This is a genomic window from Citrobacter sp. Ca225, assembly GCF_030337175.1.
In the GTDB taxonomy this organism is placed as follows: Bacteria; Pseudomonadota; Gammaproteobacteria; order Enterobacterales; family Enterobacteriaceae; genus Citrobacter_A; species Citrobacter_A amalonaticus.
This window is the reverse complement of the sequence record NZ_JAOWCD010000100.1, coordinates 138011-157062: the sequence shown is the minus strand read 5'-3', so window position 1 is coordinate 157062 and position 19052 is coordinate 138011. Positions and strand designations below refer to the sequence as shown.

22 protein-coding genes and 1 other annotated feature are annotated in these 19052 nt (G+C 53.0%); of the genes, 16 read left to right on the top strand and 6 right to left on the bottom strand.

The genetic code is table 11. The features are described from left to right. Positions 1-26: 26 nt before the first annotated feature. Positions 27-788, bottom strand: coding sequence for a 2-dehydro-3-deoxy-D-gluconate 5-dehydrogenase KduD (kduD, locus tag OGW13_RS21445; protein ID WP_043000883.1), 762 nt, complete (start codon positions 786-788; stop codon positions 27-29). 142 nt (positions 789-930) lie between these two features. Beyond that, complete coding sequence (gene hxpB, locus OGW13_RS21440; protein ID WP_043000882.1) at positions 931-1599, bottom strand: hexitol phosphatase HxpB; 669 nt, start codon at positions 1597-1599, stop codon at positions 931-933. 137 nt (positions 1600-1736) lie between these two features. On the opposite strand from hxpB, the gene OGW13_RS21435 reads away from it, so the two are divergent. Continuing rightward, on the top strand, positions 1737-2273 hold the full coding sequence (locus OGW13_RS21435; RefSeq protein ID WP_043000881.1) for a YniB family protein: 537 nt from the start codon (positions 1737-1739) through the stop codon (positions 2271-2273). 208 nt (positions 2274-2481) lie between these two features. Here the strand turns inward: OGW13_RS21435 and OGW13_RS21430 are convergent, their stop codons facing one another. From OGW13_RS21430 to pfkB, 3 genes are all read right to left on the bottom strand, one after another. After that, on the bottom strand, positions 2482-3342 hold the full coding sequence (locus tag OGW13_RS21430; RefSeq protein WP_043000880.1) for a fructosamine kinase family protein: 861 nt from the start codon (positions 3340-3342) through the stop codon (positions 2482-2484). Positions 3343-3448: 106 nt separating this feature from the next. Further along, positions 3449-3739 carry a type V toxin-antitoxin system endoribonuclease antitoxin GhoS gene (ghoS, locus tag OGW13_RS21425; RefSeq protein ID WP_043000879.1) on the bottom strand — a complete coding sequence of 97 codons (291 nt, stop codon included), beginning with the start codon at positions 3737-3739 and terminating at the stop codon, positions 3449-3451. A 99-nt stretch (positions 3740-3838) separates the two neighbouring features. Continuing rightward, positions 3839-4771 carry a 6-phosphofructokinase II gene (pfkB, locus tag OGW13_RS21420; RefSeq protein WP_043000878.1) on the bottom strand — a complete coding sequence of 311 codons (933 nt, stop codon included), beginning with the start codon at positions 4769-4771 and terminating at the stop codon, positions 3839-3841. Between the two features lie 286 nt (positions 4772-5057). Here pfkB and OGW13_RS21415 point away from each other — a divergent pair, with 286 nt between their 5' ends. After that, the gene (locus OGW13_RS21415) at positions 5058-5816 is read left to right on the top strand and encodes a DUF481 domain-containing protein (RefSeq protein WP_043000877.1); all 759 of its coding nucleotides are present in this window, start codon (positions 5058-5060) and stop codon (positions 5814-5816) included. A gap of 123 nt (positions 5817-5939) precedes the next feature. Here OGW13_RS21415 and yniD read toward each other — a convergent pair whose 3' ends face one another. Then, positions 5940-6047: a small membrane protein YniD gene (yniD, locus tag OGW13_RS21410; protein ID WP_086512613.1), complete on the bottom strand. Its 108-nt coding sequence runs from the start codon at positions 6045-6047 to the stop codon at positions 5940-5942. Positions 6048-6413: 366 nt separating this feature from the next. On the opposite strand from yniD, the gene thrS reads away from it, so the two are divergent. The 14 genes from thrS to selO all read left to right on the top strand — a co-directional run bounded on the left by thrS (position 6414) and on the right by selO (position 19049). Further along, positions 6414-8342, top strand: a complete 1929-nt coding sequence (gene thrS, locus OGW13_RS21405) for a threonine--tRNA ligase (RefSeq protein WP_043000876.1) — start codon at positions 6414-6416, stop codon at positions 8340-8342. Between the two features lie 3 nt (positions 8343-8345). Then, positions 8346-8888, top strand: a complete 543-nt coding sequence (gene infC, locus OGW13_RS21400; protein ID WP_043000875.1) for a translation initiation factor IF-3 — start codon at positions 8346-8348, stop codon at positions 8886-8888. A 95-nt stretch (positions 8889-8983) separates the two neighbouring features. Further along, complete coding sequence (gene rpmI, locus OGW13_RS21395) at positions 8984-9181, top strand: 50S ribosomal protein L35 (protein WP_003030583.1); 198 nt, start codon at positions 8984-8986, stop codon at positions 9179-9181. 88 nt (positions 9182-9269) lie between these two features. Beyond that, positions 9270-9626 carry a 50S ribosomal protein L20 gene (gene rplT / locus OGW13_RS21390; RefSeq protein ID WP_000124850.1) on the top strand — a complete coding sequence of 119 codons (357 nt, stop codon included), beginning with the start codon at positions 9270-9272 and terminating at the stop codon, positions 9624-9626. 120 nt (positions 9627-9746) lie between these two features. Next, positions 9747-9870, top strand: a sequence feature (Phe leader region). After that, positions 9752-9796, top strand: coding sequence for a pheST operon leader peptide PheM (gene pheM, locus OGW13_RS21385; protein ID WP_001386830.1), 45 nt, complete (start codon positions 9752-9754; stop codon positions 9794-9796). It overlaps the preceding feature by 45 nt. 62 nt (positions 9871-9932) lie before the next feature. Continuing rightward, complete coding sequence (pheS, locus tag OGW13_RS21380) at positions 9933-10916, top strand: phenylalanine--tRNA ligase subunit alpha (protein WP_044265459.1); 984 nt, start codon at positions 9933-9935, stop codon at positions 10914-10916. Positions 10917-10931: 15 nt separating this feature from the next. After that, a complete protein-coding gene (pheT, locus tag OGW13_RS21375; RefSeq protein ID WP_125339670.1) occupies positions 10932-13319 on the top strand; it encodes a phenylalanine--tRNA ligase subunit beta in 2388 nt (795 codons plus the stop codon). Between the two features lie 4 nt (positions 13320-13323). Beyond that, on the top strand, positions 13324-13623 hold the full coding sequence (gene ihfA, locus OGW13_RS21370; protein ID WP_001229265.1) for an integration host factor subunit alpha: 300 nt from the start codon (positions 13324-13326) through the stop codon (positions 13621-13623). Between the two features lie 100 nt (positions 13624-13723). Next, on the top strand, positions 13724-14704 hold the full coding sequence (gene btuC, locus OGW13_RS21365; protein WP_043000872.1) for a vitamin B12 ABC transporter permease BtuC: 981 nt from the start codon (positions 13724-13726) through the stop codon (positions 14702-14704). 63 nt (positions 14705-14767) lie between these two features. Next, positions 14768-15319, top strand: a complete 552-nt coding sequence (locus OGW13_RS21360) for a glutathione peroxidase (RefSeq protein WP_044254791.1) — start codon at positions 14768-14770, stop codon at positions 15317-15319. Then, complete coding sequence (btuD, locus tag OGW13_RS21355) at positions 15319-16068, top strand: vitamin B12 ABC transporter ATP-binding protein BtuD (RefSeq protein WP_061070191.1); 750 nt, start codon at positions 15319-15321, stop codon at positions 16066-16068. Before OGW13_RS21360 ends, btuD begins: the two co-directional genes overlap by 1 nt. A gap of 77 nt (positions 16069-16145) precedes the next feature. Beyond that, positions 16146-16610, top strand: a complete 465-nt coding sequence (locus OGW13_RS21350; RefSeq protein ID WP_043000869.1) for a C40 family peptidase — start codon at positions 16146-16148, stop codon at positions 16608-16610. A 221-nt stretch (positions 16611-16831) separates the two neighbouring features. Beyond that, positions 16832-17545, top strand: coding sequence for an EAL domain-containing protein (locus OGW13_RS21345; protein ID WP_061070190.1), 714 nt, complete (start codon positions 16832-16834; stop codon positions 17543-17545). A gap of 61 nt (positions 17546-17606) precedes the next feature. Beyond that, positions 17607-19049: a protein adenylyltransferase SelO gene (selO, locus tag OGW13_RS21340; protein WP_287116453.1), complete on the top strand. Its 1443-nt coding sequence runs from the start codon at positions 17607-17609 to the stop codon at positions 19047-19049. Positions 19050-19052: the final 3 nt, after the last annotated feature.

The following is a 19052-nucleotide window of genomic DNA, read 5'->3' as shown; positions in this document are numbered from 1 at the left end:
TGTAACTCTTTGTCAATAATGCGCGTTTAACGCGCTAACCAACCGCCATCGACGGCCAGCGTATAACCGTTGATGTAATCTGCTGCCTTCGAGGCGAGGAAAACGACCGGACCCTGCAGATCGTCTGGCGTTCCCCAGCGGCCCGCCGGGATACGATCGACAATCTCTTTATTGCGTTCAGCATCTTCCCGCAGTTGTTGGGTGTTGTTGGTTGCCATGTAACCGGGGGCGATAGCGTTGACGTTAATCTGATGCTGCGCCCACTCATTCGCTAACAGTCGGGTAATGCCCAGAACACCGCTCTTTGAGGCCGTATAGGACGGGACGCGAATACCGCCCTGAAACGACAGCATTGACGCGATGTTGATGATTTTTCCGCCCTGGCCCTGGGCGATGAACTGGCGTGCAACGGCCTGGGAGAGAAAGAAGAGCGACTTGAGATTCAGGTTCATCACGTCGTCCCAGTCCTTTTCAGTAAAACTGAGTGCGTCTTCGCGACGAATGGTCCCGGCGTTATTCACCAGAATGTCGATGCGACCGAATTTCTCTACCGCCTGGGCGATAACGTCCGCGATGACTTCCTGTTGGCTTAGATCGGCCTGTATGGCGAAAAAGCGGCGACCCAGCGCTTCAACTTTGGCGGCGGTGTCATGAGGGACTTTGCGGTTCACGCCGATGATATCGCAACCGGCTTGCGCCAGCGCAACCGTCATCCCTTGCCCGAGCCCGGTATCACAACCGGTGACAATGGCGACTTTACCTGTGAGACGAAATGCATCCAGAATCATAATGACCTCGGCTATCCGTTTTTATCTGTTATGTGCCTGAAAGAAGGATAGGAGAGGAACCGAAAGAATACAATAAAAATGAAACGTCGTTTTAATTTTGACTGTTGGCAAGACGGGCAATGTGGCCATTGCCCGATCCCGGTTAGCCAAGTAAATCGGCGATGGTCAGTTCCGTGAGTGTGTTGAGCCTGACGTCAGCGAGGATATAGCGCGGATCGTGTCGCACCTCTTTGTCCGGTACGACGATGGAGCGCATCCGCGCGGCTTTCGATGCCACCATACCGTTGACGGAATCTTCCAGCGCTACACAACATAACGGGTCGACGCCCAGTTTCGCCGCGCAGTCGATGTAAACCTGGGGATGTGGCTTGCTGTAGGGTAGTTTCTCCGCTGAAGCGATAGCGTCAAAGCTCTCCCGCAGGTCGAACATCGCCAGTACTTTTTCCAGCATATGCAGAGGGGATGCTGACGCCAGTCCGACTTTCAAACCTTGCGCTTTACACAACGCGACCGCTTCTTTGACGCCCGGTAATAGCGGACGCGTCTCTTCAACCAGCGTGATGGCACGGGTAATGACGCGATCGGTGACCTCCTGGCGGCTCGGCCCGTTCCACGGCTGCTGAGCAAACCAGAGATCGACAACCATATCGATGCGCAGTCCCAGCGTATCCGGGAGTTCGTGACGACGAGTGATATCGACGCCGATGCTGGACAGCACGTCCAGTTCAGCCCGATCCCACAGCGGCTCGGAATCAATCAGCAATCCATCCATATCGAATATGGCCGCAAGAATTTGACGCGGGGTTGACATTACAACCTCTCCTGTTGAGCATTAAATGTAGGGTATTCAGCGTTAGCCGCTATCATAACGTTTTTAAAGATCGGGCGAAAAGGGTTATCAGCAGGTAGACTTAAGCCAAAATGACGCGTCTTCATCAAGGGGAACTCATGACGTATCAACAAGCTGGACGCATTGCAGTGTTAAAAAGGATCTTAGGATGGGTGATATTTATCCCGGCGCTTCTCTCCACGCTGATTTCAGCCCTGAAATTTATGTACGCGCACAGCGAAAAGCAGGAAGGGATTAACGCGGTGATGCTCGATTTTGCCCACGTCATGATCGACATGATGCGAGTGAATACCCCGTTTCTGAACCTCTTCTGGTACAACTCGCCGACGCCGGATTTCCAGAATAGCCTGAACATTCTGTTCTGGCTGATTTTTGCGCTGATTTTTATCGGGCTGGCGATGCAGGATTCCGGCGCGCGCATGAGCCGCCAGGCGCGGTTTTTACGTGAAGGCGTTGAAGACCAGTTGATTCTGGAGAAAGCCAAGGGCAGCGAAGGGTTGTCACGCGAGCAGATCGAGTCACGGATCGTGGTGCCGCATCACACGATTTTTCTGCAGTTTTTCCCGCTCTACATCCTGCCGGTGATTATCATCATTGCCGGCTATGTGTTTTTTTCCCTGCTGGGATTTGTCTGAACTAAAAGGCCGCCATCCGGCGGTCTTTGAGAGTGATGACAAACCTCGTTCCGTTACCGGACAAGCCGAGAGCGCCTGATTATAAACGAGGAAAATCAATTCATTGATTTTCGGCTGATAACCACAAAGAAGGAAAAACCACGTTTTATCCTTCTTTGTTAGCGGCCTGAAAGGCCGCCATCCGGCGGCCAATTGATGTCAACCATGATTACGCCGCGAGTAGTCTGTCCATTGCCTTCTGCGCAATCACCAGGTGCTGGCCGCCAAACAGTCTTGCCCGGTTGAGCAAGGTATACAGTTGATATACCGGTTGCCGGTCGAGAAAATCTAACGGCAGCGGCGACACTGACTGATAACCATCATAAATTTGCGGCGGCTGTTCAGTATGCAGCGGCAACATTGCCAGGTCACACTCTCTGTCTCCCCAGTAACAGGCTGGGTCAAACAGATACGGACCGTCTGGCCCGAGCGCGCAGTTCCCGGACCACAGATCGCCATGTAATAAAGAAGGTTGTGGCTGGTGGGAGGCGAGACGCTGTTGCACGTGCTCGACGATGGCGTCGATATTACCAAAGGCAATCCCTTTTTCCGCCGCCAGTTCGAGTTGCCAGCCAATGCGCTGTTCGGCGAAGAAGGTAGACCAGCGGCGCTGCCAGGCATTGGGTTGCGGCGTGGTCGAGAGCGCGTTATCGAAGTCCAGCCCAAACTGCGGCTGATCGCTCCATTCATGCAGGTGGGCAAGCTGCTGCCCCAGAATAAATGCACTGTGCGCATCCAGGGGGCGGGGAGGGAGATAATCCATCACCAGAAAGCTGTAATCACGATCCGCACCCACCGCCCACACTTTGGGGACCGTCACCGTATGGCTGCGTGATAACAGTTCTAATTGGTCGGCTTCAGCCGTGAAGCCTGGAAGCAGTTCTCGCTCATCACATTTAACGAAGAAATCGCGTCCCGCATAGCGTAAATGCCACGCGGCATGAATTTCTCCGCCAGGCAGTTCGTTACGCAGTTCGATTTCGCCTTCACCGAGTTGCTCGCTTAAAAGACGACTGATAGCCTGCCACATGATGTCTCTCCCCATGTTGTCTGCCAGATCATAAGGTTAGCGCAAAGATGCGGTAAAAAAACACGAACTAACGCACACCGTGGACGTGTTTTCATGGTAATGGCATTTATTGTCCGCTGAGATCCCACTCGTCCCAGGTCACCACGCTGACCTCCGGCATTTTATCTAACGCACTTTCAGCCAGTCCCGCGGCCAGAGCTTTGACCTCGTCCGGACTCTGGGCGCTAATCAACCCAAAGGTATTGGTTCCCAGTTCATGCACATTACCGTCATCATCCGTAAGGGTGAGTAGAAAACCGGCACGGGTAAGATGATTATTCAGTTCATTTATTTCCGTTAAGGAGTCCTCGTGGAACGTGATAGTAACAACATATCGGGTGATTTCCCCACTGGCCATTTGACACCCCTTTGTAATCTCATGAGTTTGTAGCATAGACGGTGAACGCGTAAGCCGACAGGTTTACGCAAAATTCCCCCTCGAAGAGAGGGGGGTTCATTATGGCTGGCTAAGGTAAGCGTAGATTTTTTGTGTATCGTCATGGGAGCACAGGCGTGTTCCCTGGTTGAGGGTCGCGGCGCTACCGGCCGCCACGCCGAAGCGCACCATATCGTCAAGCGAGGCGCCTTCAGCCAGTTTGAGGGTCATTGCTCCCACCATACTGTCGCCCGCGCCCACGGTGCTCTGGCTTTTGACCGGCGGCGGCACAACCTGTACACAGGTTTTACTGTCCACGCCCAGTGCGCCCTGAGGACCGAGCGAGACGACGACGCGCTGTGCCTTGCCGCTGCGGACAATTTCCTGTGCCGCGTTGCGCACGTCATCAGGTTGCGTCAGTTCGCGATTAACCAGGGCACTGAGTTCTTTCTGATTGGGTTTAACCAGTTCGATATTGCCAATCGCTAACGCGGCCGTCAGCGCCTCGCCGGAGCTGTCAATGATGCAACGGATCCCCTGTTTCTGCGCGGCGGTAATTAACTGGCTGAGTTTTTCAACGTTAACGCCTGGCGGCAGACTACCGCTGATCACCAGAATGGCACCGGACTCGATCTCCAGAACCTGCTCTTCTATCTGGCGAAACTCATCGTCATTCAGAGCCGCGCCGGGCATCACAAAGCGATACTGTTCTCCGCTGGATTCGACATGAACGTGCAGGTTCTGACGCGTCCAGTCTTTTGCATCAATGGTTGCGACCGGAACGTTTTCGTCAGCGAGCAGGGTCACCAGGTGTTCACCGGTTGCCCCCCCGACGGGGAAAATAGCGGTTGCCGTTCCGCCCAGATGGGCGATGGCGCGAGCGACATTTATGCCACCGCCGCCAGGCTCAAATACCGGGGCAGTACAGCGGAGTTTCCCTTCGGGATAGATTTGCGGAGTGATCGTTGCGCTATCGAGAGAGGGCGCAAGCGTCAACGTATAGATACGTACCATCGTTACCTCCTGTTAGGCTATGTTCAGTCTGGCACCGAATAGCCCTAAAGTGAAGTCATTAACAATATGATTAATTAAAGTTTATTTATTTAATTTACCGTAAGGATATATAAATATTTAATTGTTTTGAGAGCTCTCTTATTCAAAAAATGAAATAAGAATTCATTGCTATGTTATTCGAGCCTTTTTATAATTTGTTACCTTTCCTGGGGCGTTTGTCATTGATCCCTCTGAAAGTTTCCGGGACCGTAATGGTCTCTTTTTTTGTTGTACGGACTCTTTATAAATGAAGCTTTTAAAGACAGTTCCCGCTGCCGTTCTGCTGGCGGGGGGCATGTTTGCGTCGATGTATGCAACTGCCGATGATTCCGTTTTTACTGTCATGGATGACCCCTCAAGTGCGAAGAAACCCTTCGAAGGCAATCTTAATGCCGGTTATCTTGCGCAGTCAGGCAACACGAAAAGTTCTTCTTTGACCGCGGACACGACCATGACCTGGTACGGCCAAACAACGGCCTGGTCACTGTGGGGGAACGCGAGCAACACTTCTTCCAATGATGAACGCTCTTCAGAGAAATATGCGGTTGGCGGTCGTAGTCGTTACAACGTGACCGATTATGACTATCTTTTTGGCCAGGCGAGTTGGCTGACGGACCGTTATAACGGCTACCGTGAGCGCGACGTGTTCACTGCCGGTTATGGTCGCCAGTTCCTTAACGGTCCCGTACACAGTTTCCGTTTTGAATTCGGTCCGGGCGTACGGTACGACGAACATACGGATGGCACGACGGAAACGCAGCCGCTGGGCTATGCCTCTGGCGCGTATGCCTGGCAGATTTCAGACAACACCAAATTTACGCAAGGCGTGTCGGTGTTCGGTGCTGAAGATACGACGCTGAACTCCGAGACGGCGCTGAATGTGGCAATCAATGAGCACTTTGGTTTGAAGGTGGCGTACAACGTGACGTGGAACTCCGAACCGCCGGAAACGGCACCGGAGCATACGGACAGACGTACTACCGTCTCTCTGGGCTACCGGATGTAAACTGAGGCCAGACTGTTCGCCAGTCTGGCTTTTTTATTACGGTGTCTGACGTCGATTTACCCGTCAGCGCTTTTGTCCAGAATGTGCACGCTGCCTGAATCACGACGGCGCAGCGTTTCACGGCTATCCCCAAATCATTGCCGCCCAGCGTAGCAATAACATTGCGCCACAGATGACGATCAGGACGACCACCATTTTCCAGTGTTTTTTGGCGAAGCGATTTGATGGCATCATTTATATCCTGTCGATTTCAGACGGTTAATCCTAGTGTAACAAAACTGTCAGCCAGTCAGTGAATGGATATTCATTCTGTCTCCAGGACAATCCTTCAGGGCAGGTGAGAGGAGGAGGCGAAAAACGCTTGCTGACGTCATGATCCGGCCCAATATAAAACAGAAGGGTGCATTCTCCCTTTTTTTAGTGTTACCATCGTTCGACCACATTGCCGCGCTTGCGTAGCGAAAGCGGATGTGTACCAGATTGTGCGCCAATTTAGCAATTGTTGGTTAGATGGCTGCACAACTAACTGTAAACAAATAAATTTTCTCTTTGTATGTGATCTTGCGTATGGGTCACCACTGCAAATAAGGACATAACATGCCTGTTATTACTCTTCCTGATGGCAGTCAACGCCATTACGACCACGCTGTAAGCCCTATGGATGTTGCGCTGGACATTGGTCCAGGTCTGGCGAAAGCCACCCTTGCTGGCCGTGTTAATGGCGAGCTGGTTGATGCTTCTGACCTGATCGAAAATGATGCGACGCTCTCTATCATCACCGCAAAAGATGAAGAAGGGCTGGAGATTATTCGTCACTCCTGCGCGCACCTGTTAGGTCATGCGATCAAACAACTTTGGCCGAATACCAAAATGGCTATCGGTCCGGTTGTCGACAACGGCTTCTACTATGACGTAGACCTTGACCGTACGTTGACCCAGGAAGATATCGATGCGCTCGAGAAGCGGATGCACGAGCTCGCTGAGAAAAATTACGACGTCATTAAGAAGAAAGTCAGCTGGCACGAAGCGCGTGAAACCTTCGTGAAGCGTGGCGAGATCTATAAAGTCTCCATTCTTGATGAAAACATTGCCCATGATGACAAACCTGGTTTGTATCATCATGAAGAATATGTCGACATGTGCCGCGGTCCGCACGTGCCGAATATGCGCTTCTGCCATCACTTTAAACTGATGAAAACCGCAGGCGCGTACTGGCGTGGCGACAGCGACAATAAGATGTTGCAGCGTATCTACGGAACGGCCTGGGCAGATAAAAAGGCCCTCAGCGCTTATCTGCAACGTCTGGAAGAAGCGGCAAAACGTGACCACCGTAAAATTGGTAAGCAGCTTGACCTGTATCACATGCAGGAAGAAGCGCCGGGTATGGTGTTCTGGCATAACGACGGCTGGACTATTTTCCGCGAACTGGAAGTCTTTGTGCGTTCCAAGCTCAAAGAGTATCAGTATCAGGAAGTGAAAGGGCCGTTCATGATGGACCGCGTGCTGTGGGAAAAAACCGGGCACTGGGACAACTACAAAGATGCGATGTTCACCACCTCTTCAGAGAACCGTGAATACTGCATCAAGCCGATGAACTGTCCGGGTCACGTACAGATCTTTAATCAGGGCCTGAAATCCTACCGCGACCTGCCGCTGCGTATGGCAGAGTTTGGTAGCTGCCACCGTAACGAGCCGTCAGGCGCGTTGCATGGTCTGATGCGTGTACGCGGCTTCACCCAGGATGATGCGCATATCTTCTGTACTGAAGAGCAAATCCGCGATGAAGTTAACGCCTGCATCCGTATGGTCTACGATATGTACAGCACATTTGGCTTCGAGAAAATCGTTGTCAAACTCTCCACTCGTCCCGAAAAACGTATCGGTAGCGACGAAATGTGGGATCGTGCTGAGGCGGACCTGGCCGTTGCGCTGGAAGAAAACAATATCCCATTTGAATATCAATTGGGTGAAGGCGCCTTCTACGGTCCGAAAATTGAATTTACCCTGTATGACTGCCTCGATCGCGCATGGCAGTGCGGTACAGTACAGCTGGACTTCTCCCTGCCGTCTCGTCTGAGCGCCTCCTATGTGGGCGAAAACAATGAGCGTCAGGTACCGGTAATGATTCACCGCGCAATTCTTGGGTCTATGGAACGTTTTATCGGTATCCTGACTGAAGAGTTCGCTGGCTTCTTCCCGACCTGGCTTGCGCCGGTTCAGGTAGTGGTGATGAACATTACTGATTCACAGTCTGAATACGTTAACGAATTGACGCAGAAACTTCAAAATGCGGGCATTCGTGTAAAAGCAGACTTGAGAAATGAGAAGATAGGCTTTAAAATCCGCGAGCACACTTTACGTCGTGTCCCTTATATGTTGGTCTGTGGTGATAAAGAAGTGGAAGCAGGCAAAGTTGCCGTTCGCACTCGCCGCGGGAAAGACCTGGGCAGCCTTGACGTAAGTGAAGTGATTGAGAAGCTGCAACAAGAGATTCGCAGCCGCAGTCTTCAACAACTGGAGGAATAAGGTATTAAAGGCGGAAAACGAGTTCAAACGGCACGTCCGAATCGTATCAATGGCGAGATTCGCGCCCAGGAAGTTCGCTTAACAGGTCTGGAAGGCGAGCAGCTGGGTATTGTGAGTCTGAGAGAAGCAATCGAAAAAGCTGAAGAGGCTGGAGTAGATTTAGTTGAAATCAGCCCTAACGCCGAACCGCCAGTTTGTCGTATCATGGACTACGGCAAGTTCCTTTATGAAAAGAGTAAGTCTTCTAAGGAACAGAAGAAAAAGCAAAAAGTTATCCAGGTTAAGGAAATTAAATTCCGTCCTGGTACCGACGATGGCGATTATCAGGTAAAACTCCGCAGCCTGATTCGCTTTCTGGAAGATGGCGATAAGGCCAAGATCACACTGCGTTTCCGCGGTCGTGAGATGGCCCACCAACAGATTGGTATGGAAGTGCTGACGCGCGTTCGTGACGATCTGAGTGAACTGGCAGTTGTCGAATCCTTCCCAACGAAGATCGAAGGCCGCCAGATGATCATGGTGCTCGCTCCCAAGAAGAAACAGTAGGCCTTCAAGTAGTATTTCCTGTGAAGCCTTTGGGCTTCACAGGTTTTGCTCGCCTGGGTTTCATTTATTAACAATGCGAAGTGGAAGTTATTAAAATGCCAAAAATTAAGACCGTACGCGGTGCTGCTAAGCGCTTCAAAAAAACCGGTGGTGGTGGATTTAAGCGTAAGCACGCAAACCTGCGTCATATTCTGACCAAAAAATCAACTAAGCGTAAACGTCACCTGCGTCCAAAAGGCCTTGTTTCTAAAGGCGATCTGGGTCTGGTTATCGCGTGCCTGCCGTACGCATAAGCCGTTAACGTTTTTTTAAATTTTTAATGCCCAACCGATTTCACTGTGGTGAAAGGGGGGCAAATCAGAATAGATACAGGAGAGCACTATGGCTCGCGTAAAACGTGGTGTAATTGCACGCGCACGTCACAAGAAAATTTTGAAACAAGCCAAAGGTTACTACGGTGCGCGTTCTCGCGTATACCGCGTTGCCTTCCAGGCCGTCATCAAAGCAGGTCAGTATGCTTACCGTGACCGTCGTCAACGTAAGCGTCAGTTCCGTCAACTGTGGATTGCGCGTATCAACGCAGCAGCACGTCAGAACGGTATTTCTTACAGCAAATTCATCAACGGCCTGAAAAAAGCCTCTGTTGAAATCGACCGTAAGATCCTGGCTGACATCGCCGTATTCGACAAAGTAGCGTTCACCGCTCTGGTCGAAAAAGCGAAAGCAGCTCTGGCATAAGCCAGTGAAAAGAGGGAGCCTGGCTCCCTCTCTTTTATTTGTTGTTCCGTCAATAAGTTGACAATTGATCCGTAACCCTTTTCAATAAAGGTTCTCCGGTTTTTACCACACAAGGTAACGCAAGCATGAATGCTGCTATTTTCCGCTTCTTTTTTTACTTTAGCACCTGACTTCGGGAGGCTAGCGCGTGAAAGAAGAAACGAAAAACAGCGCAAAAAAGCCTCCTGATGGAGGCTTTTTTTGTGCCCGAAATCGAGAGATTACGTTCAACGAACCGGTGTCTTCACCGACACAATGAGGAAAACCATGTCACATCTCGCAGAACTGGTAGCCAGTGCGAAGGCGGCCATTAACCAGGCGTCAGATGTTGCCGCGTTAGACAATGTGCGCGTCGAATATTTGGGCAAAAAAGGGCACCTGACCCTTCAGATGACGACGCTGCGCGAGCTGCCAGCTGAAGAACGTCCTGCCGCCGGTGCGGTGATTAACGAAGCGAAAGAGCAGGTACAGCAGGCACTCAACGCCCGTAAGGCAGATCTGGAAAACGCCGCGCTGAATGCGCGTCTGGCAGCGGAAACCATCGACGTTTCTTTGCCGGGGCGTCGCATTGAAAATGGCGGTCTGCATCCGGTCACCCGTACCATCGATCGCATTGAAAGCTTCTTTGGCGAGCTTGGCTTTACCGTGGCGACTGGTCCGGAAATCGAAGATGACTACCACAACTTCGATGCGCTGAATATTCCTGGTCACCACCCGGCTCGTGCTGACCACGACACTTTCTGGTTTGATGCCACGCGCCTGCTGCGTACCCAGACATCCGGCGTACAGATCCGTACCATGAAAGATCAGCAGCCGCCGATTCGCATTATCGCGCCGGGTCGCGTGTATCGTAACGACTACGATCAGACGCACACCCCGATGTTCCATCAGATGGAAGGCCTGATTGTGGATACCAACATCAGCTTTACCAATCTGAAAGGGACGCTGCATGACTTCCTGCGTAACTTCTTTGAAGAAGATTTGCAGATTCGTTTCCGTCCTTCCTATTTCCCGTTTACTGAGCCGTCTGCCGAAGTGGACGTGATGGGTAAAAACGGTAAATGGCTGGAAGTGCTGGGCTGCGGCATGGTGCATCCGAACGTTCTGCGTAACGTTGGTATCGACCCGGAAATCTACTCAGGTTTCGCATTTGGGATGGGGATGGAGCGTCTGACCATGTTGCGTTACGGTGTGACTGACCTGCGTGCGTTCTTCGAAAACGATCTGCGTTTCCTCAAACAGTTTAAATAAAGGCAGGATAAAACAATGAAATTCAGTGAACTGTGGTTACGCGAGTGGGTTAACCCGGCTATCGATAGCGACGCGCTGTCGAATCAAATCACCATGGCAGGCCTGGAAGTTGACGGTGTTGAAGCGGTCGCCGGTGCATTTAATGGCGTCGTCGTGGGTGAAGTGGTTGAATGCGGTCAGCATCCGAACGCTGACAAACTGCGCGTCACGAAAGTGAACGTGGGCGGCGAACGTCTGCTCGACATCGTCTGCGGCGCACCAAACTGCCGTCAGGGCCTGAAGGTGGCCGTCGCTACCATCGGTGCCGTTCTGCCGGGCGATTTCAAAATTAAAGCCGCTAAGCTGCGTGGCGAGCCGTCTGAAGGCATGCTGTGCTCCTTCTCCGAGCTGGGGATTTCAGACGATCACAGCGGCATTATTGAACTGCCGGCCGATGCGCCGATCGGTACCGACATCCGCGAATACCTGAAGCTTGATGACAACACCATTGAGATCAGCGTGACCCCTAACCGTGCTGACTGCTTAGGCATCATCGGTGTCGCCCGTGACGTGGCTGTGCTGAACAAAGCGCCGCTGGTTGAGCCGGAAATCACGCCGGTAGCAGCAACCATCACTGATGTCCTGCCGATTACCGTAGACGCCACCGACGCCTGCCCGCGCTATCTGGGTCGCGTCGTCAAAGGCATCAATGTGAAAGCGCCAACCCCGCTGTGGATGAAAGAAAAACTGCGCCGTTGCGGTATCCGCTCCATTGATGCCGTGGTTGACGTGACCAACTATGTATTGCTTGAGCTGGGTCAGCCGATGCACGCCTTTGATAAAGACCGCATTGAAGGCGGGATTGTCGTGCGCATGGCGAAAGAGGGCGAAACGCTGGTACTGCTTGATGGCACAGAAGCAAAGCTTAACGCTGATACGTTGGTGATTGCCGATCATCATAAAGCGCTGGCGATGGGCGGTATCTTCGGTGGTGAGCATTCTGGCGTGAATGATGAAACGCAAAATGTGCTGCTGGAATGCGCTTTCTTCAGCCCACTGTCAATTACCGGTCGCGCACGTCGTCATGGTCTGCATACCGATGCGTCTCACCGTTATGAGCGCGGTGTGGATCCGGCTCTGCAGTACAAAGCGATGGAACGTGCTACCCGTTTGCTGATTGACATCTGCGGCGGCGAAGCTGGTCCGATCATTGATGTGACGGATGAAACCACGCTGCCGAAGCGCGCGACCATTACGCTGCGTCGCAGCAAGCTGGATCGTCTGATTGGCCATCACATTGCCGATGCACAGGTCAGCGATATCCTGCGCCGTTTGGGCTGTGAAGTGACCGAAGGCCAGGAGCAGTGGCAGGCCGTTGCGCCAAGCTGGCGCTTCGACATGGAAATTGAAGAAGACCTGGTTGAAGAAGTCGCCCGCGTGTATGGCTACGACAACATCCCTGATGAACCGATCCAGGCGGGTTTGATTATGGGGACGCACCGTGAAGCGGATTTGTCGCTGAAGCGTGTGAAAACGCTGTTGAATGACAAAGGCTACCAGGAAGTCATTACTTACAGCTTTGTCGACCCGAAAGTGCAGCAGTTGCTCCATCCGGGTGAAGAGGCGCTGCTGCTGCCAAGCCCGATCTCCAGTGAAATGTCGGCAATGCGTCTGTCGTTGTGGACGGGGTTACTGGCAACGGTGGTCTATAACCAGAATCGTCAACAGAACCGCGTACGTATTTTTGAAAGTGGGCTGCGTTTTGTGCCGGATACCCAGGCCAATCTGGGCATTCGTCAGGATCTGATGCTGGCGGGGGTTATTTGCGGTAACCGCTATGATGAGCACTGGGATCTGGCAAAAGAGACCGTTGATTTCTATGATTTGAAGGGCGATCTGGAAGCGGTGTTGGATCTGACCGGTAAACTCGGTGACATTCAGTTCAGAGCAGAAGCCAATCCGGCACTGCATCCGGGACAGTCAGCCGCGATTTATCTGAAAGGTGAACGCATTGGTTTCATTGGTGTTGTTCATCCTGAGCTGGAACGTAAGCTGGATCTCAATGGCCGTACTCTGGTGTTCGAACTGGAGTGGAACAAGCTCGCAGACCGCGTGGTGCCTCAGGCGCGCGAGATTTCACGCTTCCCGGCGAACCGTCGCGACATCGCTGTGGTTGTCGCCGAAAACGTTCCCGCTGCTGATATTTTATCCGAGTGTAAGAAAGTTGGCGTAAATCAGGTAGTTGGCGTAAACTTATTTGACGTGTACCGTGGTAAGGGTGTTGCGGAGGGGTATAAGAGCCTCGCCATTAGCCTAATCCTTCAGGATACCAGCCGTACACTCGAAGAAGAGGAGATTGCCGCTACCGTCGCCAAATGTGTAGAGGCATTAAAAGAGCGATTCCAGGCATCATTGAGGGATTGAACCTATGGCGCTTACAAAAGCTGAAATGTCAGAATATCTGTTTGATAAGCTTGGGCTTAGCAAGCGGGATGCCAAAGAACTGGTCGAACTGTTTTTCGAAGAGATCCGTCGTGCTCTGGAAAACGGTGAGCAGGTAAAACTCTCTGGTTTTGGTAACTTCGATCTGCGTGATAAGAATCAACGTCCGGGACGTAACCCGAAAACGGGCGAAGATATTCCCATTACAGCACGGCGCGTGGTGACCTTCAGACCCGGACAGAAGTTAAAGAGCCGAGTCGAAAACGCTTCGCCCAAAGATGAGTAATCAGATCTAACCAAAAAGGCCGCTTTTGCGGCCTTTTTTCTTTTCTGCGGGGGTATCGCACCGTAGAATCAATGACATCCTTTTCAGTTGAACGGAAATCATGCTGACTTTTGCCCGTCAACAACAGCGACAACATGTGCGCTGGATCCTGAGTCTGTCGGTACTGATGTTACTGACACTGTGGTTGAGCCTGTGCGCCGGAGAGCAGTGGATATCGCCCGCTGACTGGCTGACGCCGCGTGGTGAACTCTTTGTCTGGCAAATTCGCCTTCCGCGCGCGCTGGCGGTTCTGCTGGTGGGCGCGGCGCTGGCTTTGTCCGGCGCAGTGATGCAGGCGCTGTTTGAAAACCCGCTTGCGGAGCCGGGGTTGCTCGGCGTCTCCAACGGTGCGGGCGTGGGGCTGATCGCCGCCGTGCTGCTGGGGAAGGGCATACTGCCGCACTGGGCGCTTGGACTGTGCGCGATTGCCGGTGCGCTGGTCATCACGTTGATCCTCCTGCGTTTTGCCCGTCGTCATCTTTCGACCAGCCGCCTGCTGCTTGCTGGCGTGGCGCTGGGGATTATCTGTAGTGCGCTGATGACCTGGGCCATCTATTTTTCTACCTCATTCGATCTGCGTCAGTTGATGTACTGGATGATGGGGGGATTTGGCGGCGTTAACTGGGAGCAGTCATGGTTGATGCTGGCCCTGATTCCGGTGCTGGTGTGGATCTGCTGCCAGTCGCAGGCGATGAACATGCTGGCGTTGGGGGAAACCTCTGCCCGACAACTGGGACTCCCCCTGTGGTTCTGGCGAAATCTGTTGGTGGTTGCCACCGGATGGATGGTCGGTGTCAGCGTGGCGCTGGCCGGGGCCATTGGTTTTATTGGCCTGGTCATCCCCCATATTTTACGCCTGTGCGGCTTAACGGACCATCGCGTGCTGTTACCTGCCTGTGCGCTGGCGGGGGCCATTGCGCTACTGCTGGCCGATGTGGTCGCTCGCCTGGCGCTGGCCTCCGCCGAATTGCCAATTGGCGTGGTCACCGCGACGCTCGGCGCACCGGTTTTTATCTGGCTGTTACTCAAAGCCGGACGTTAGGTACGACAAGACAGTCTATGATTAGAAGCTGGTATTTGAATCACTCACGATCCTGGAGAGGCTATGCAAGACTCGATTCTGAACACGGTAGTGACAACGATTGATGGCGAAGTGACCACGCTTGAGAAATACACAGGTAATGTTCTGCTGATTGTTAACGTAGCTTCAAAATGCGGACTTACCCCACAGTATGAGCAACTGGAAAATATTCAGAAAGCGTGGGCCGACCGTGGCTTTATTGTGCTGGGCTTTCCCTGCAATCAGTTCCTTGGGCAGGAACCTGGCAGTGATGACGAGATCAAAACCTGGTGCGCGACGACCTGGGGCGTGACCTTCCCGATGTTCAGCAAGATTGAGGTAAACGGGGAGGGGCGTCATCCGCTGTACCAGAAGCTGATTGAGGCGGCACCGACGGCTGTAGCCCCTGAAGAGAGTGGTTTCTATGAGCGAATGGCCAGCAAAGGGCGTGCGCCGCTCTATCCTGACGATATCCTGTGGAACTTTGAGAAGTTCCTCGTAGGCCGTGATGGCAAAGTGATACAGCGTTTCTCTCCGGATATGACGCCGGAAGATCCGATTGTGATGGAAAGCATCAAACTCGCGTTGGCTAAATAATGTCTTCAGTGATGCAGTTACAGGATGTGGCGGAATCGACCCGGTTAGGGCCTCTGTCCGGTGAGATTCGGGCAGGGGAGATCCTGCATCTTGTGGGGCCGAACGGCGCCGGGAAGAGCACGCTGCTGGCGCGGATGGCAGGGTTAACCAGTGGGACAGGAACGATCGCTCTGGCGGGGACTGAGCTGGCGTTGTGGCCCGCCGCTAAACTTGCCCGCCATCGTGCTTATCTGGCGCAGCAGCAAAATCCGCCTTTCGCGATGCCGGTATGGCACTTCCTGACGCTACATCAGCCAGACAAAACGCGCACAGACCAGTTGATGGCGGTGGCCGAGTCGCTGGGGCTGGCGGACAAACTTGAACGCAATGCGAAGGAGCTCTCAGGTGGGGAATGGCAGCGCGTCCGTCTCGCCGCGGTGATCCTGCAAATCGCGCCAGAGACCAACCCACAGGGGCAGCTATTGCTCCTCGATGAGCCCATGAACAGCCTTGATGTCGCGCAGCAAAATGCGCTGGATCGCATTCTGCACCGCCTGTGCCAGCAGGGGATTGCCATCGTGATGAGCAGTCACGACCTGAATCATACCTTGCGCCACGCGCACCGGGCGTGGTTGCTCAAACAGGGGAAACTGCTCGCCAGCGGTCCACGTGATGAAGTGCTGACGCCAGCGCATTTAGCGCAGGCGTATGGTCTGCACTTCCGGCGTCTTGACATCGAAGGTCACAGAATGATTATATCAACCACTTAAACGAAATGGTTTCTTGAAAACCCGCGTAAATACCCGCTATAAGGGGTGAAGAATAAAAATACAGAGGATTCGCCTGAATGCGTTTCTGGTTTCTTTTTTGCACAGCACTGTTGTTGGCCGGATGTAGTAGCCACCGAGCGCCGCCGCCCAATGCCCGGCTCTCTGATTCCATTACCGTGATTGCCGGCTTAAATGATCAACTCCAGACCTGGCGCGGGACGCCCTATCGTTACGGCGGCATGAGTCGCGGTGGTGTGGATTGTTCCGGTTTTGTGCTGATGACCATGCGCGATCAGTTCTCTTTGCAGCTGCCGCGCGAAACCCGTCAACAGGCAAAACTGGGGACGGAAATCGATAAGGACGACTTGTTGCCTGGCGATCTGGTGTTTTTCAAAACCGGGTCGGGAGAGAGCGGTTTACATGTGGGTATTTATGATACTAACGGTCAGTTTATTCATGCATCAACCAGTCGTGGTGTGATGCGTTCGTCGCTGGATAATGTCTACTGGCGGAAAAACTTTTGGCAGGCGAGACGCATTTAGTCGTAGGGCGTTATTTCGATTGAGGATGTCCCTCGCTTTTATTGCCGAAAAAGAACAATGCTGGATAAGCGTTTATAATCAGGATAAGCTGAATACTAAGGAACCGGGGCTCCGGGTGAAAAGGACAACATGAACATTTTCCTTCTGGCATTAAAAAAGATGGATGACGACATCCTGTGTAATAGGTTGCCGAATCACTCCCTGTATGTGGGACTGCCGTGATGAATGTTTCACTGGATAATGTGTATCATTCTGAACTCTATTTTCAGCCCGCCAGGAATGTACAACGAAAACTTATCGGTTTAAGCGTTACCGCGAACTTTGTCAGTGAAGACGGTGACGTTCGTATCCCAACTGAACTGGTGCTTCCGCGACTTTCTCCCGAAGAACAGTGCCAGTTATTTATCGAAAAGCTGGCGCTGATCGAAACGTGCCAACATTTTTTTATTCAACATAAACTTGTCGCCTGGATTTATATAACCCCGGCAGTTGTACCGTTATTATTAACCAATAGTGAGTGCGTTTCTGCCGTTAAACGGTTTTCGTTTCTCGAACTCATGATTAATGAGAATTTTCCCGAACTGTCTGAAGGCAAAGAGAATAAAACGTTGCATGCGCTGGCTGAACGTTTTCCTCTGGTACTGGCCAATTTCGGTGCAGGGGAAAGTGCCAACAAAGCCATATTCGATGGATTATTTAAACGAATTATCCTGGACCGGAATTTTGTCCATCGTCGGGCCACTCGTCTTTCCTTCGAACCGTTCATGCGCGCCATCCTTACGCAAGTGTCGCCTTATTGCGAATCGCTGATGATCGCCGGTATCGACAGCGAAGCGATGTTGACCCGCGTGACGCCATTCGGTTTTAGCGGTATGCAGGGCGGGCTGTGGCCTGCCGTCTCGGCCAGTCAGGTCACCCAATTACTCCACGGATAACCTTTCTGTTTGCTGGTGTTTATGACGGAATTAACCGTCTACACTACAGGCAGGAGGCCCTATGACCCTGTCTTTCACAGCCCGCTGGCGCGATGAACTGCCAGCAACATTTACCGCACTGTCGCCAACACCGCTGAATCACTCGCGACTGATTTGGCACAACGATGCGCTTGCCGAACAACTGGGCATCCCCGATTCCCTTTTTCATCCTGACAGCCCGGCGGGTGTCTGGGGCGGCGAGGCGCTGTTGCCGGGGATGTCTCCGCTGGCGCAGGTCTATAGCGGTCATCAGTTCGGCGTCTGGGCGGGTCAACTGGGTGACGGGCGCGGCATTCTGCTCGGTGAGCAGTTGCTTGCCGATGGCAGCACAATGGACTGGCACCTGAAAGGCGCGGGTTTGACGCCGTATTCGCGCATGGGTGATGGTCGTGCGGTATTGCGCTCCACGATCCGAGAAAGCCTTGCCAGTGAAGCGATGCACTACCTGGGGATACCGACGACCCGGGCGCTGACGATTGTCACCAGTGAAACACCGGTTTACCGCGAAACGGTGGAGGCGGGGGCGATGCTGATGCGACTGGCGCAAAGCCACTTGCGCTTCGGTCATTTTGAGCATTTCTATTACCGTCGCGAGCCGGAAAAAGTTCAGCAACTGGCGGATTTCGCCATTCGTCATTACTGGCCGCATCTCCTGCAAGACGCCGATAAGTACATTCTCTGGTTTCGCGACGTGGTCGCGCGGACCGCGTCACTGATCGCCGACTGGCAAACCGTGGGTTTCGCGCACGGGGTGATGAACACCGATAACATGTCGATCATCGGGCTGACGATGGACTACGGTCCGTTTGGGTTCCTGGACGACTATGAACCGGGCTTCATTTGCAACCATTCTGACCACCAGGGGCGCTACAGCTTTGACAATCAACCGGCGGTAGGTTTGTGGAATCTTCAGCGCCTTGCGCAAAGTCTGTCGCCCTTCATCACCGTTGAGGCGCTCAATGATGCCCTCGACGGGTACCAGGTGGCGCTACTGACGCGCTACGGTCAGCGGATGCGGCAGAAACTGGGGTTCATGACCGAACAAAAAGATGACAACGATCTGTTGAACGAATTGTTCAGCCTGATGGCCCGCGAGCACAGTGACTATACCCGTACTTTCCGCATGCTAAGCATGACAGAGCAGCAGAATGCCTCCTCTCCACTGCGCGACGAATTTATCGATCGCGACGCCTTTGATGACTGGTTCACACGTTACAGAACGCGTTTGCAGCGCGATGCAGTCGATGATGCTGCGCGTCAGTCGCTAATGCTGAGCGCCAATCCTGCGGTGGTGCTGCGTAACTGGCTGGCGCAGCGGGCGATTGCGGCGGCGGAGAAAGGCGATATGAGTGAACTGCATCGCTTACATGCCATATTGCGCGAGCCTTTCCGCGATCGCGATGATGACTACAGCCAGCGTCCGCCGGACTGGGGCAAACGCCTGGAAGTCAGCTGTTCAAGCTGAAGC

Excerpts from the sequence above, each read along its gene's own strand:
- kduD (WP_043000883.1), bottom strand. The coding sequence starts at position 788 with ATGATTCTGGATGCATTTCGTCTCACAGGTAAAGTCGCCATTGTCACC.
- hxpB (WP_043000882.1), bottom strand. The coding sequence starts at position 1,599 with ATGTCAACCCCGCGTCAAATTCTTGCGGCCATATTCGATATGGATGGA.
- OGW13_RS21435 (WP_043000881.1), top strand. The coding sequence starts at position 1,737 with ATGACGTATCAACAAGCTGGACGCATTGCAGTGTTAAAAAGGATCTTA.
- OGW13_RS21430 (WP_043000880.1), bottom strand. The coding sequence starts at position 3,342 with ATGTGGCAGGCTATCAGTCGTCTTTTAAGCGAGCAACTCGGTGAAGGC.
- ghoS (WP_043000879.1), bottom strand. The coding sequence starts at position 3,739 with ATGGCCAGTGGGGAAATCACCCGATATGTTGTTACTATCACGTTCCAC.
- pfkB (WP_043000878.1), bottom strand. The coding sequence starts at position 4,771 with ATGGTACGTATCTATACGTTGACGCTTGCGCCCTCTCTCGATAGCGCA.
- OGW13_RS21415 (WP_043000877.1), top strand. The coding sequence starts at position 5,058 with ATGAAGCTTTTAAAGACAGTTCCCGCTGCCGTTCTGCTGGCGGGGGGC.
- yniD (WP_086512613.1), bottom strand. The coding sequence starts at position 6,047 with ATGCCATCAAATCGCTTCGCCAAAAAACACTGGAAAATGGTGGTCGTC.
- thrS (WP_043000876.1), top strand. The coding sequence starts at position 6,414 with ATGCCTGTTATTACTCTTCCTGATGGCAGTCAACGCCATTACGACCAC.
- rpmI (WP_003030583.1), top strand. The coding sequence starts at position 8,984 with ATGCCAAAAATTAAGACCGTACGCGGTGCTGCTAAGCGCTTCAAAAAA.
- rplT (WP_000124850.1), top strand. The coding sequence starts at position 9,270 with ATGGCTCGCGTAAAACGTGGTGTAATTGCACGCGCACGTCACAAGAAA.
- pheS (WP_044265459.1), top strand. The coding sequence starts at position 9,933 with ATGTCACATCTCGCAGAACTGGTAGCCAGTGCGAAGGCGGCCATTAAC.
- pheT (WP_125339670.1), top strand. The coding sequence starts at position 10,932 with ATGAAATTCAGTGAACTGTGGTTACGCGAGTGGGTTAACCCGGCTATC.
- ihfA (WP_001229265.1), top strand. The coding sequence starts at position 13,324 with ATGGCGCTTACAAAAGCTGAAATGTCAGAATATCTGTTTGATAAGCTT.
- btuC (WP_043000872.1), top strand. The coding sequence starts at position 13,724 with ATGCTGACTTTTGCCCGTCAACAACAGCGACAACATGTGCGCTGGATC.
- OGW13_RS21360 (WP_044254791.1), top strand. The coding sequence starts at position 14,768 with ATGCAAGACTCGATTCTGAACACGGTAGTGACAACGATTGATGGCGAA.
- btuD (WP_061070191.1), top strand. The coding sequence starts at position 15,319 with ATGTCTTCAGTGATGCAGTTACAGGATGTGGCGGAATCGACCCGGTTA.
- OGW13_RS21350 (WP_043000869.1), top strand. The coding sequence starts at position 16,146 with ATGCGTTTCTGGTTTCTTTTTTGCACAGCACTGTTGTTGGCCGGATGT.
- OGW13_RS21345 (WP_061070190.1), top strand. The coding sequence starts at position 16,832 with ATGAATGTTTCACTGGATAATGTGTATCATTCTGAACTCTATTTTCAG.
- selO (WP_287116453.1), top strand. The coding sequence starts at position 17,607 with ATGACCCTGTCTTTCACAGCCCGCTGGCGCGATGAACTGCCAGCAACA.